The organism is Methylobacterium sp. EM32, from assembly GCF_040593685.1.
Lineage (GTDB): Bacteria > Pseudomonadota > Alphaproteobacteria > Rhizobiales > Beijerinckiaceae > Methylobacterium.
Genome location: NZ_JBEXZS010000276.1, coordinates 1 through 12,992 on the forward strand (window position 1 = coordinate 1; position 12,992 = coordinate 12,992).

Below are 12,992 nucleotides of genomic sequence, written 5' to 3' on the forward strand. Positions count from 1 at the left end.
GGGTGGGGTGTCGGGGGATGGTGGAAGAAGATCGACCAAGAAGACCTCATGCGATGTCCGTCCAACTCAGCGCCAGACGTTTGATCGCGGGATCCCCTCTCCCGTGTGGGAGAGGGGTAGGGGCGATCGAAGATCGCGTAGGGTGGCGCGCTTCCGCAGAAAGCGCGAACCGTCGTGCTGGTAGCGGAACGTCCGAAGCCTATCGCGGCACCGTCTCCACCCTCACCCCTAACCCCTCTCCCACACGGGAGAGGGGAACGAGTTCTACGCGTGAACCGGCGTTTGATCCGGGCAATCGAGTCTGAGCGTGCCGCTCACACCAGCCGCCGCGACAACCCCGTCACCCGCTCCATCACGGCGATCCCCCCGATCGTCGCGACGATCAGGATTCCGGAGAGCGCCGCGATGGTCACGTCGAGGCGGCCCTCCAGATCCTGCCACATTCGGATCGGCAGCATGTCGGTGGCGGCGTCGCGCAGGAACAGCGAGACCGGGATGTTGTCGAACGAGGCCATGAAGGCGAGGAAGCCCCCCGAGAGGATGCCGGGTCGGATCAGCGGCAGGGTGATGCGCCGGAACGTGTAGAGCCGCGAGGCACCGAGGCTCGCAGAGCCCTCCAGCAGGGAGGGCTGAAGCTGGGTCAGGGCCGCCACGGTGTTGCGCACCACGTACGGCACGCAGACCACGGTGTGGCCGAGGACCAGCGTGGCGACCGAGACCGGCCAGCCCAGCAGCGAGAAGAACATCAGGCTCGACAGCCCGAAGGCGAGCGCCGGCAGGATCAGCGGGGAGAGGAAGAGGCTGTCGAGGAGGCGCGCCGAGAGACGCGGCGAGCGCGCCACCGCCAAAGCCGCCAGCACCCCGAGCCCGATCGCCAGCACGGTGGCGAACACCGCGACCGTGAGGCTGTTCTTGAGCGCGTAGTGCAGCTGCCAGGCCTCCATGAGTTCGCCGTACCAGCGGAAGGAGTAGCCCGGCGGCGGGAAGCGCAAGGACAGCCCGTCGGTGAACGAGACCACCAGGACGATCACGGTGGGGGCCAGCAGCAGCATCAAGGCCAGGAGGGCGAGAAGGTGCAGGAGGCCCTCGAACGAGAGCCGGTCGAGGGCGCCGGGAGTGCGGGACATGGATCCTCTCAGGTCTGCGCGTAGCCGCGGGCGAGGCGGCCGAGCGCGTTGAAGGCCAGCACCACGGCGAGCACCGCGACGAGGAAGATCACCGACATCGCCGCCGCGAAGGGCCAGTTCTGCAGCGCGATCGCCTGCTGGTAGATGTAGCCCGGCATGAACAGCATCTGCCCGCCGCCGATCAGCGACTGGGTGATGAAGCCCGAGATCGCCGCCGCGAAGGTGAGGACCGCCCCGGCGATCAGGCCCGGCAGGCAGAGCGGCAGGGTCACCCGGACGAAGGTGCGCCAGCGCCCGGCGCCGAGCGCTTCCGAGGCGTCCCACAGGCTCGGATCGATGCGCGACAAAGCCGTCATCAGCGGCAGCACCATGAGCGGCATCTGCACCTGGGCCAGCGCCGCGACGAGGCCGCCCTCCGCGTAGAGCATCCGCATCGGCGTCTCGATCAGCCCGAGGGAGGAGAGGACGGAATTGACCACCCCCTGCCGCCCGAGGATCACGATCCACGCGAAGGTGCGGATGACCACGCTGGTGAGGAGCGGTGTCAGCACCGCTAGGATGATCACGCCCCGCACCCAGCCCCCGGCTCGGGTCGCGACGAGGGCGAGCGGCAGCCCGAGGACGAGGCAGGCGGCCGTGACCTTCAGCCCGAGCCAGAGCGTGCCGAGGAGCACGCCGAGGCTGAAGCCGTCGCTTAAGAAAGCCGCGTATTGCGACAGGCCGAGATGCCCGTCCGGCCCCTGGAGCGACAGAGCGAGGAGCGCCACCAGGGGCGCGGCGAAGAACGCCGCGAAGAACAGGGCGAGGGGGCTCGCCAGCCGCAAGGGGTAGGTGGTGACGTCCGACAGGGCCACGGCCAAGATCCTTTAGAGCTTGATCTCGCGGTTGAACCGCTCGATCCAGGCCGGGCGCTGGGCGTTGATCGTTGTCCAGTCCTGGAACACGAACTTCTTCTTTAGGTCGTCGGTATCCTTCGCCAGGACCCGGGCGATCTCGCCGGTCATCTTCACCTTGGTGTTGGTCGGCACGACGAGGTAGGGCGCCTGCATCAGCCGGGTCTGGACCGGCTCGGAGATCGCCGCTTCGATCAGCTTGAAGGCGAGCTCGCGGTTGGGCGAGTTCTTGACGATCTGGATCAGCGTCTTGAACGCGATCGCGCCCTCCTTGGGCGCCACGAACTCCACCGGCACGCCCTTGGCCTTCAGGATCTGGATCGCGTTGAAGTTGCCGGGCGAGATGTCGACCTGGCCCTGCTGGAACAGGGTGGCCAGCGCCCCGGGATTGGCCGCCACCGCCGAGAGGTTGGGCTTCAGTGTCTCCATCGCCTTGAAGGCCGGGTCGATGTTCGATTCCGAGCCGCCATGCATCTTGGCGATCTCGACCATGAAGCCGGAGCCGAGCGTCGAGTTCATGTTGGTGATGCCGACCCGGCCCTTGTATTCGGGCCGCCACAGGTCGGCCCAGGAGGTCGGCGGGGTCTTCACCGTGTCGGGATTGTAGGTCAGGCCGACGACCTGGAAGAAGGCGGCCGGGCCGTGTGGGTCCTGCGCGTCGGGGATGAGTTCCTTGAAGGCGGCGCTGCGCTCGACCGGATAGGGCTCGACGAGGTCCTGGGCCAAAGCCGTCAGCGCCGGGCCGGGATCGTGCAGCATCACGTCGATCGGCGGGTTGGCCTTGGCGGCCGAGACCTTGGCGATCTGGTCGACCGACAGCATCGGGTCGAGGACGATCGGGGCGTTGTTCGTCTCCTTGCGGAAAGCCGGCACCAGCACGGCCTTGTGCGCCTCCTCCCAGCTGCCCGTGAAGGTCGCGAAGACGAGGGGCCGCGCCTGCGCGAAGGACAGGCCGGGAAACAGCTCCATCGCGCCGAGCGACAGGGCGGTGGTGAGGAGGGTGCGGCGGTCGAGCATCGAAGGGGCTCCTGGTTCGGAAGTCAGGCGGCGGCCGGGAAGGCGGAGGCGAGGCCGGGGGCGACGGCGATGCGCACCGGGGTGCCGGGCGGGCGTAAAAGCCCACCGCCGAGGCGCGGCTCGGCGATCTTGAGCGGGCGGCCGGCGCCGACCCGAACCTCGTGGACGACGGTGGGGCCGAGCGGCAACGCCATCTCGACCACGCCCGCGATGCCGTCCTGCCCATCCGTGAGGCGCAGGTGCTCGGGCCGCAGGCACAGGGTGACGCGCGAGCCCGGCGCGATCGGCCGGGCAAGCGGCCGGGCCAGGACCTCGCCGCCGGCATCGAGCGCGATCCGCGGCCCGCTCCCATCCTGCCCGAGCAACACGCCGGGCACGGCGTTGGCCGAGCCGACGAAGGTGTTGACGAACAGGCTCTCCGGCGCGTCGTAGACCGTGGTCGGCGCGGCGAACTGCTCCAGGCGCCCGTTCGAGAGCACCGCCACCCGGTCGGAGAGCGACAAAGCCTCCTCCTGGTCGTGGGTGACCAGCAGCGTGGTGACGCCGGCGACGCGCTGGAGCCGCTTCACCTCGATCTGCATGTCGAGGCGCAGGTTCTTGTCCAGAGCCGCGAAGGGCTCGTCGAGGAGCAAAACCGCCGGGCGGATGGCGAGCGCGCGAGCCAGCGCCACTCGCTGCTGCTGCCCGCCGGAGAGCTGGCGCGGGTAGCGTCCCCCGGCATGACCCAATTGAACGAGGTCGAGGAGGCGACGCGCCTCGGCCGCCTGCTCGGCCCGGGGCGCACCTCGCGCGGCGAGGCCGTAGGCGACGTTCTCGGCCACAGTCAGGTGCGGGAACAGGGCGTAGTTCTGGAAGACGATGCCGACGGCGCGCCGGCTCGGGGGCAGGGCGTCGATGACCTGATCGCCGACGATCACCCGTCCCTCGGTCTGGCGCAGGAAGCCGGCGACGATGCGCAGCAACGTGGTCTTGCCGCAGCCGGACGGCCCCAGCAGCGAGACCAGCTCGCCGCCCCGGATGTCGAGGTTAATATTGTCCACCGCGACGGCGCCGCCGTAGCGGTGGGTGATGCCGTCGAGCACGACCGACCGGCCCTCCGCCTGGGCGCGCTCACGCGATCCGGATAGTGTCACGTTGGGGATTCCTGCGGCATCGATCTTGCCTCCGACCCGATCGCAAATCGTATGCCATTTTCGGGAAACCCTATGTCAGTCCACCACTTGACCGTCGGAGGCGTTGCGTGAGCACGGAGCTGTGGCGCCTGTCGGCGCTCGAACTCGGCCGGCTCTTCGCCACCGGGCGCGCCTCGCCGGTTGACGCGCTGGAGGCTGCGCAGGCGCGGGCCGCCGCCTGGGAGCCGCATCTCAACGCCATCGCGCGGGAGAATCCGGGGGCGCGGGCGGAGGCCGAGGCGAGCGCCGCCCGCTGGCGCGCCGGCACGCCGCTCTCGGTCCTCGACGGCGTGCCGATGACCGTGAAGGAGTTTCTGGTCACCGAGGGCCTGCCCTCGACCTATGCCGAGCCGGGGGAGGCGGCGCCCTCGCCCCACGACGAGTTGCCCGTCGCGCGGGCCCGCCGCGCCGGCCTGGTGACCCTCGCCAAGACGACGATGCCGGAATTCGCCGTGCAAGGTTACACGGCATCTGCCCGTTTCGGCGTCACCCGCAACCCGTGGAACGTCGGCCTCACCCCCGGCGGCTCGACCGGCGGGGGCGCCGCGGCGACGGCGGCCGGCTACGCGCCGGTCGCGCTCGGCACTGATGGCGGCGGATCGTTGCGCCGGCCCGCCGCCCATACCGGGCTCATCGGGCTGAAGAGCAGCCTCGGCCGGGTGCCGCGGCTCGGCGGCCTGCCCTCGCCGCTGCTCGATTTCGAAGTGGCGGGCGCGCTCACCCGCACCGTCGCCGACAGCCGCGCGATGCTCAGCCTGCTGCAGGGCGCCGATCCGCGGGTGCTGTGGTCGACCTTCACTCCGGTGCCGCGCCCCGAGCGTCCCTCGCGCGCCCGCTACGTCGAGCGCATCGGCGACGCGCCCCTCGATCCGGTCGTCGCCGCTTCCTGCCGGCGGGCGCTCGCCGATCTCGCGGCTCTGGGCGTGGCGATCGAGGAGGGGCCGCTGCCGTTCGAGATCGACGGGCTCAACGCGCTCTGGCCGGAGATCGGCAAGATCGGCCTCGCCCGGCTGTTCGAGGCCGATCCGGCCCTGGCCGCGCGGGCGAGCGCGCCGTACCGGGCGATGGCGGAGGAGGGGGCGCGCGCTCCCGCGACGCTGCTCGCCGCCATCATCGAGCGGGTGCAGGCTCTGCGCAACGCCGCGAACGCGGCCTTCGCGGATCTCGACCTCATCGTCACGCCCTCGGCCGCGGCGATGCCCTGGGCGGCGGATGCGGTCTATCCCGAGGTGATCGACGGGCAGCCGGTCGGCCCCCGCGGCCACGCGGTCTATTCGGGCTGGGTCAATGCGGCAGCCCTGCCGGCCTTGAGCCTGCCGGTCGACCCGGCGCCGGACGGCATGCCGGTCGGCCTCCACCTCGTGGCGGGGTTCGGCCGCGACGACCTCCTCCTCGACCTTGCCGAGGCGCTGGAGCGGCGTCGCCCCTTCGCGGATCGCTGGCCTGTTCTGCCCGGGGAGGCGTCCCGATGACGAGCGGCGGCATCTCGGTCCACGCCGTCGATGTGGCGGAGGGCCGCCCGGCCGTCGGCCTCCGGGTCACCCTCGCGGCGATCGATGAATCCGGCCCGCGCCCGGTCGCCGACGGGGTGATCGGCCCGGACGGCACCTTCGACCACCCGGTCGTGCGCGGCAACGGGATCGGGTCCGGCATCTACGAGATGGTGTTCCACCTCGGCGCGTACTTCACGGCGCAAGGACAGCCGGGCCCGCACTTTCTCGACCAGGTGCCTTTCCGCTTCACCCTCGTGGATGCGGCGGAGCACTACCACCTGCCGCTGAAGTTCACGCGCTTCGGCTACGCCGTGTTCCGGGGGGTGTGATGGCGTCGCTGGCTGGATGACGCACTCGGTTTCATAGGCCAACCCTTTCCCGGACGACTGGAGCGAAGCGGAAGGAGATCCGGGATCCTGCGCAAGGACTTGCCGCGAAGCGGCTCTTCCTTTTCAACGTTGCTGACATAAGGATGCTTCGCGACATCTTATGCTTGATCCCAGATCTCCTTCCACTTCGCTTCGTTCGTCCAGAAAATGGGAGAATGCCAGAGCCTGATCGACTCGCCTTACAGTATTCATACCATTTGCGTCAGTCCGGGGCCGCGAGATCGGAGCCCGGAATGGCAAGTAGGATTTGACTTTGGCCAAAGCTGGTCAAACATAATCTAAGAGCCTGCTTGCCTGATTGATAGATTTTATCCCACCCACAATCTCATCCTGAGGTGTTAGTCGATCGTAGATCGACTGACCTCGAAGGAGGCCTCCAGAGGTCTCGCGATCCCTGGAGGTCTCCTTCGAGGCTCGTTTCACTCGCACCTCAGGATGAGGGCGTGGGTGGGATAGAAAAGTGTCGGGCAGCGCCGTCCGCAAAAATAGAACAAACTCTCACGCGCGCCAGCGCGGCACGCGTCCGTCGCGCATCTCTCCGCCCTGCTGCCCGCCCCGGCTGCGGAGCATCAGCGCGAGCTCACCGAACGGCACCGGCCGGCCGAGCAGGAACCCTTGCGCCTCCGTGCAACCCGCCGCCCGCAGGCCGGCGAGCTGCGCCTCGGTCTCGACACCCTTGGCGACGACCACCCGGCCGAGCGCCCGCCCGAGGCCGACGACCGCGCATAAGAATCCGGCGCCCTCCGGGAAAGCCGCCGAGGCCGAGAGCGCCCGGTCGAGCTTGATCCGCCCGAAGGGCAGGCGCTGCAGGGCGCCGAGGGAGGAGGCGCCGGCACCGAAATCGTCGAAGGCGAGCCCGACGCCGAGGGCGGCGAGCTCCGCCAGCCGCCCGCTCTCCTCCGCGACCGCGCTCTCGGCGATGTCGAGCTCCAGGCGCGCGGGTGCTTCCCCAGCCGCCGCCAGGGCGGCGCGGACGGCGGCGGCGAGGCCGGTGTGGCGCAGCTGCGCGGCAGCGACGTTCACCGCCACCCGCATCCCCGGCGGGAGCCCTCGCGCGTCGCGCAAGGCACCGCGCAGGACCCACTCGCCGAGGGGCATGGCGAGGCCGGTCTCCTCGACCAGCGTCAGGAACGCGGCGGGGCCGAGGAGGCCGCGGGCCGGATGGTGCCAGCGCAGCAGCGCCTCCACCGCCACGACCCGGCCTGCCGCGAGATCGAAGACCGGCTGGTAGTGCAGGGCGAACTCGCCGCGCTGGAGCGCCAGGCGCAGGTCGCATTCGAGGCGGTGGCGCTCCTCCGCCGCCCGGTCCATGGCGGCGGCGAAGAGGCGGTGGGTGTTGCGCCCCTCCGATTTTGCCCGGTAGAGCGCGACGTCGGCCCGCTTGAGCAGGGTGTCGCTGTCGAGCCCGTGCTCGGGCGCGAAGGCGATGCCGATGCTGACCCCGACCGTCGCTTCCCGCCCGCCGAGATCCACCGGCGCGCGCAAGGCCGCGACCAGGCGCTCTGCCGTCGCCGCGGCGCTCTCCGCGCTAGGCTCGCCGCCGAGCAGGACCGCGAACTCGTCGCCGCCCAAGCGCGCCGGCAGGTCTTCCTGCCGCAGGGTGTCGCGGATCCGCCCGGCGACCTCGTGCAGCAAGGTGTCGCCGGCCGAGTGGCCGAGGGTGTCGTTGACCGCCTTGAACGCGTCGAGGTCGAGGCAGAGCACGCCGCAGGTCCCGCCGTGGCGCCGCAGGGTGGCGAGGCGCCGGTCGAGGCTGTCGCGGAACAGGGCCCGGTTCGGCAGCCCGGTCAGGCCGTCGTGCCGGGCCATGTGGGCGACCTGCGCGTCCGCCACCTTGCGGGCGGTGACGTCGGTGTAGGTGCGCACCGCCCCGCCGGTGGGCAGCGGCACGGTGCGAATCTCCAGGACGGTGCCGTTCGGCCGCTCGCGCTCGTAGGTATGGGGGTGAAGCAAGATCGGCGCGTGCGCGACCTGCTCGCGCAAGGAAGCTTCGCTCTTCGAAAAATCGTCCTGCGCGACCTGGTGGCGCCGCACCGCGTCGAAGCTCGGCCCCGAGCGCATCAAGTCCCGCGGCAGGTCGAGGAGCGCGATGGCGCGCTCGTTGCAGACCCGCACGATGCCGGCCTCGTCGATCATCATCAGGCCCTGGTCCATGTGCTCCAGGGTGGCGTCGAGGAGGGTGGTGCTGGCGCGCAGCTCGGCCTCGGCACGGTCGACCTCCGTCACGTCCTGTGCGCTGCCGAACAGGGCGGTGCCCGTGCCGGCCTCGTCCTGCTCGCAGATGCCGCGCGAGACGATGACCCGGACCTCGCCGTCCGCCCGCACGATCCGGGCCTTGAAGGAGAAGCCGTGCCGCTGCTCCCGCGCCTCGGCGACGAGGGCCACGATCCGCTCGCGATCCTCCGGGTGATAGTAATCGAGCGCTTCCGCGATGGTGGTTGCCGGATCGCCCGGCGCCCGCCCGTGCATGCGGCAGACCTCGTCCGACCAGGTCACGGCACCGGTGGCGAGGTCGACCCGCCAATGGCCGATCCGGGCCATCTGCTCGGCGAGCGTCAGGTTGCGGTTGGCGAAGGCCAGGGCCTCCTCGCTCGCCCGCCGACGCAAGGCCTCGGCCTGGCTGGCGACGCGGGCCTCGTAGTGCCGCAGCTGCGACACGACGATCGCCGCGAGGTCTGCGAGTTGTCCGCTCTCGTCCTCCGAGAGCCGGCGCGGGACGGTGTCGCTGAGGCAAAGGGTGCCGAGGGCGAGGCCCGGCTGCAGCGCCAGCGGCACGCCGGCATAGAACCGCACGCCCGCCGTGCCGGTCACGAGCGCCGAGCCGCGAAAGCGCGGGTCCTGGCTCGCATCCTCGATGATGAGGGGCGCGTCGCTCAGGATGACGCGGTCGCAGAAGGCCGCGTCGCGGGCAGTCGGACCGAAGGCGATGCCGGCGGAGGCCTTGCACCACAGCCGGTCGGCATCGACCAGCGAGATCCACGCGTAGGGCACCCGGAACAGCGCACGGGCGAGCCGGCAGACCGCGTCGAAATGAGCCTCGGGGGGCGTGTCGAGGATGCTGAGCGCGTGCAGGGCGGAGAGGCGTTCGGCCTCCCGGTCGGGACGAGGGTGCACCACGACGCTCCTTGCCGGCGGGTCGGCGCTGGAACGCCAGGCGGGACTCGACACAACGTTAAAAACGTTAAGCAGGCGTTAAACCGCACCTGCTGCGCCGCGTCGCTGTGGACGAGACGGCCTAAGCCGGGGGATGTACGTCACGGCCGGGGTGCGGCACGATGCCAGCATCCTCCATCGCGCGGCGATGAACTGCCTCTGAACGGACGAGTATTGTCGTCTCTTTCTGCTGCGGCAATCGCCGATCTACGAGTCCGAGCTTCGGATCGCCCGGCGCGTCGGCGAGACCGCACCCGGGATCCGGCCGTCGCGGGTGCGACGACCGGACTCTTGTCTCACGCGGTCAGCGCCCGGCTGATCACGATGCGCTGGACGTCGCTCGTGCCCTCGTAGATCTGGCACACCCGCACATCGCGATAGATCTGCTCGACCGGGTAGTCGGCGAGGTAGCCGTAGCCGCCGTGGATCTGGATCGCGTCGGAGCAGACCGCCTCGGCCATCTCGGAGGCGAAGAGCTTGGCCATCGCCGCCTCCTTCAGGCAGGGTTGCCCGGCATCGCGCAGCCGCGCGGCGTTGAGCACCAGGAGGCGCGCGGCCTCGATCTTCGTCGCCATGTCGGCGAGGCGGAAGGCGACCGCCTGATGCTGGTGGAGCTTCTGGCCGAAGGTCTCGCGCTCGCCCGCATAGGCGAGCGCCGCCTCGAACGCCGCGCGGGCCATGCCGACGGCCTGGGCGGCGATGCCGATCCGCCCGCCCTCGAGGTTCGAGAGCGCGATCTTCAGGCCCTCGCCCTCCTGGCCGAGCATCAGGTCGGGGGTGAGCTCCATCTCCTCGAACACGATCTGAGCGGTGTCCGAGCAGCGCTGCCCGAGCTTGGGCTCGATCCGTGCCACCTTGTAACCCGGGGTCTTGGTCGGCACGATGAAGGCCGAGATGCCGCGCTTGCCCGCCGCCGGGTCGGTCACCGCGAACACGATCGCGACGTCCGCATTCGCCCCCGAGGTGATGAATTGCTTGGTGCCCGAGAGCACCCAGGCATTGCCCTTGCGCCGCGCCCGAGTCTTGAGGGCGGCGGCGTCCGAGCCGGCGCCGGGCTCGGTCAGGCAGAAGGCGCCGAGTTGCTCGCCGCGGGCGAGGGGACCCAAGAACCGCTGCTTCTGCTCGTCGCTGCCGAACTTCAGGATCGGCATGCAGCCGACCGAGTTGTGCACGCTCATCACCGTCGAGACCGCGCCGTCGCCCACCGCCACCTCCTCGATGGCGAGCGCGTAGGCGACGTGGTCGGCCGCCGCGCCCCCGTGCTCCTCGGGCACCAGCATGCCCATGAAGCCCAGCGCCCCCATCTCGGCGATGGCCTCGCGGGGAAAGCGCGCCTCCCGGTCCCACTCGGCCGAGAATGGCTTCAGCCGCTCCCGCGCGAAGCTGCGGGCGGTGTCGCGGATCAGGATCTGGTCGTCGCTCAGCATGATGCGAGCCCCCTCACTTCGGCTGCATGCGGAGCGCCCCGTCGAGGCGGATCACCTCGCCGTTGAGCATCGGATTGTCGATGATCGCGAGTGCCAGTTTCGCGTATTCCTCCGGCCGGCCGAGGCGCGAGGGGAAGGGCACCGCGGCGCCGAGCGAATCCTGCACCTCCTGCGGCAGGCCGCGCAGCATCGGCGTCTCGAAGATGCCGGGCGCGATGGCGCAGACCCGGATGCCGGCGGGGGCGAATTCCCGCGCCGCCGGCAGGGTGAGACCGACGATGCCGGCCTTCGAGGAGGCGTAGGCCGCCTGGCCCACCTGGCCCTCATAGGCCGCGATCGAGGCGGTGGAGATGATGACGCCGCGCTCGCCCCCCTCGAGCGGATCGAGGGCGAGAGCGCCCGCCGCGACGAGACGCAGCAGGTTGAAGCTGCCGATCAGGTTGACCTGGATCACCTTGGAATAGGCCGCGAGATCGATCGGGCCGTTGCGGCCGACGATCTTGCCCGCCGTCGCGACGCCGGCGCAATTGACCAGGATGCGGGCCGGCCCGTGCGCCTCCGCCGCCCGGGCGACCGCCGCCTCGGCGCTGTCCGCATCGGCGACGTCGCAGGGCTGGGCGATCCCGCCGATCTCACGGGCGACCTCGGCCGCCGCGCCCTCGTTGAGGTCGAGGAGCGCGACCTTCGCACCCGCCGCCGCCAGCGCCCGGCCGGTCGCCGCGCCCAGGCCCGATCCGCCGCCCGTGACGATCGCCGCTACGCCATTGACCTTCATGCCGAGTCCTCCCGTATCGTGGCCCCACTCGTCCGGTGGGTGAGCCCGTCGCGTGCACCATGCGCCCGTGGCGAAGGGCGGACCGGTCTGCTACGCGGCAGGGCATGGGTCCCATCGCTATGGATCGGACCCGACATCGTCAAGGCGCGCCGGTCAGGCGACGACAAGCGCCGGACGAGAGCGATCGGGGGAGGGCAGCATATGGAGCCGTCGCACCAGGGCGGGCCGCTCGCGGGCCTGCGCATCGTCGAGTTCGCGGGGATCGGCCCTGGTCCCTTCGCGGCCATGCTGCTCGCCGACATGGGCGCCGAGCTGGTCCGCCTCGACCGGCCCGGCGGCAGCGATCCCTACTCGAAGACCATCGTCTCGCGCGGGCGCCCGTCCGTGACGGTCGACCTCAAGGACGGCGATGACCGCGCCGGCACCCTCGCGCTCCTCGACCGCGCCGACGCCCTGATCGAGGGGTTTCGCCCCGGGGTGATGGAACGGCTCGGCCTCGGGCCCGAGATCGTGCTCGCCCGCAACCCGCGCCTCGTCTACGGCCGCATGACCGGCTGGGGCCAGGACGGCCCGTTGGCACAGGCCGCGGGGCACGACATCACCTATATGGCGGTCACCGGCGCTCTCGCGGCGATCGGGCCGGCGGAGCACCCGGTGCCGCCGCTCAACCTCGTCGGCGATTACGGCGGCGGCTCGCTCTACCTCGTCGCCGGAATCCTCGCCGGGCTGCTCTCGGCCGGCCGTACGGGCCGCGGCCAGGTCGTCGACGCGGCGATCTGCGACGGCGCCGCCTCCCTGATGGCGATGTTCTCGGAGCTGGCCTCGCAGGGGCGCTGGAGCGACCGGCGCGAGGCCAACCTGCTCGACGGCGGCGCGCCCTGGTACCGCACCTATGCCTGCCGCGACGGGCGCCACCTCTCGATCGGCCCCCTCGAACCGCAATTCTACGCCCTCTTCCGCCGCCTGACCGGCCTCGAGTCCGACCCGGATTTCGACCGGCGCGACGATCCGGAGATGTGGCCGATCCTGCGGCGCAAGCTCGAAGCGCTGTTCGCCGGGAGGACGCGGGACGAGTGGTGCAGTCTCCTCGAGGGGACGGATGCCTGCGTGGCGCCGGTTCTCGGCTTGAGCGAGGCCGCCGGCCACCCGCACCTCGTGGCGCGCGAGACCTTCGTCACCGTCGCCGGCACGGTCCAGCCCGCACCGGCACCCCGGTTCTCCGGCACACCCTCGGCGATCCGGCCTGCACCGGGACCGCTGACACTGGCAGAGGCGATCGCGCGCTGGAGCGGGGAGGGGAGTTTTCGAAGCTGAGCCGGAGAAATGAGTGTTGACGGCCCCGGGAACGAGGCCTATACGACCACCCATCGGCGCCGGCCGCTCCCGCGGACCGGTCGCTGAAACGTCTTCGAGACAGTCCGGGCCGGCAAGCCTGACCTTGGTCAGGTGCGGGTCCTGTTGTCGCCGATGATCGCCGGTTTCGACCGGCCCGCTCTTTGACAAGTTCATACGAGAAAGAGAAGCGTGGACGGCGTCGTCCCTGCGG

10 protein-coding genes are annotated in these 12,992 nt (G+C 70.7%); 3 read left to right on the forward strand and 7 right to left on the reverse strand.

The annotated features are described in order from the left end of the window. Positions 1–314 precede the first annotated feature (314 nt). Genes ABZT49_RS33910 through ABZT49_RS33925 form a run of 4 tightly spaced genes read right to left on the reverse strand, consistent with a single transcriptional unit; the run spans position 315 to position 4,170 of the window. On the reverse strand, positions 315–1,127 hold the full coding sequence (locus ABZT49_RS33910; protein ID WP_355292970.1) for an ABC transporter permease: 813 nt from the start codon (positions 1,125–1,127) through the stop codon (positions 315–317). A gap of 8 nt (positions 1,128–1,135) precedes the next feature. Next, the gene (locus tag ABZT49_RS33915) at positions 1,136–1,987 is read right to left on the reverse strand and encodes an ABC transporter permease (protein ID WP_355292972.1); all 852 of its coding nucleotides are present in this window, start codon (positions 1,985–1,987) and stop codon (positions 1,136–1,138) included. A 6-nt stretch (positions 1,988–1,993) separates the two neighbouring features. Further along, the gene (locus ABZT49_RS33920; protein WP_355292974.1) at positions 1,994–3,037 is read right to left on the reverse strand and encodes an ABC transporter substrate-binding protein; all 1,044 of its coding nucleotides are present in this window, start codon (positions 3,035–3,037) and stop codon (positions 1,994–1,996) included. A 23-nt stretch (positions 3,038–3,060) separates the two neighbouring features. After that, complete coding sequence (locus ABZT49_RS33925) at positions 3,061–4,170, reverse strand: ABC transporter ATP-binding protein (protein ID WP_355292976.1); 1,110 nt, start codon at positions 4,168–4,170, stop codon at positions 3,061–3,063. A 107-nt stretch (positions 4,171–4,277) separates the two neighbouring features. On the opposite strand from ABZT49_RS33925, the gene ABZT49_RS33930 reads away from it, so the two are divergent. After that, positions 4,278–5,681 (forward strand): amidase, encoded by a 1,404-nt coding sequence (locus ABZT49_RS33930; RefSeq protein ID WP_355292978.1) that lies wholly within the window; start codon positions 4,278–4,280, stop codon positions 5,679–5,681. Further along, positions 5,678–6,031, forward strand: a complete 354-nt coding sequence (gene uraH, locus ABZT49_RS33935) for a hydroxyisourate hydrolase (protein WP_355292980.1) — start codon at positions 5,678–5,680, stop codon at positions 6,029–6,031. Before ABZT49_RS33930 ends, uraH begins: the two co-directional genes overlap by 4 nt. 558 nt (positions 6,032–6,589) lie before the next feature. Here uraH and ABZT49_RS33940 read toward each other — a convergent pair. The 3 genes from ABZT49_RS33940 to ABZT49_RS33950 form a co-directional block, all read right to left on the reverse strand. Further along, entirely contained in the window at positions 6,590–9,205 is a 2,616-nt protein-coding gene (locus tag ABZT49_RS33940) for an EAL domain-containing protein (protein ID WP_355292982.1), read from the reverse strand. 335 nt (positions 9,206–9,540) lie between these two features. Further along, positions 9,541–10,674 carry an acyl-CoA dehydrogenase family protein gene (locus ABZT49_RS33945; protein WP_355292987.1) on the reverse strand — a complete coding sequence of 378 codons (1,134 nt, stop codon included), beginning with the start codon at positions 10,672–10,674 and terminating at the stop codon, positions 9,541–9,543. 10 nt (positions 10,675–10,684) lie between these two features. Next, positions 10,685–11,446, reverse strand: coding sequence for an SDR family NAD(P)-dependent oxidoreductase (locus ABZT49_RS33950; RefSeq protein WP_355292983.1), 762 nt, complete (start codon positions 11,444–11,446; stop codon positions 10,685–10,687). A 201-nt stretch (positions 11,447–11,647) separates the two neighbouring features. Here ABZT49_RS33950 and ABZT49_RS33955 point away from each other — a divergent pair, with 201 nt between their 5' ends. Then, positions 11,648–12,760 (forward strand): CaiB/BaiF CoA-transferase family protein, encoded by a 1,113-nt coding sequence (locus ABZT49_RS33955; RefSeq protein WP_355292985.1) that lies wholly within the window; start codon positions 11,648–11,650, stop codon positions 12,758–12,760. Positions 12,761–12,992 lie beyond the last annotated feature (232 nt).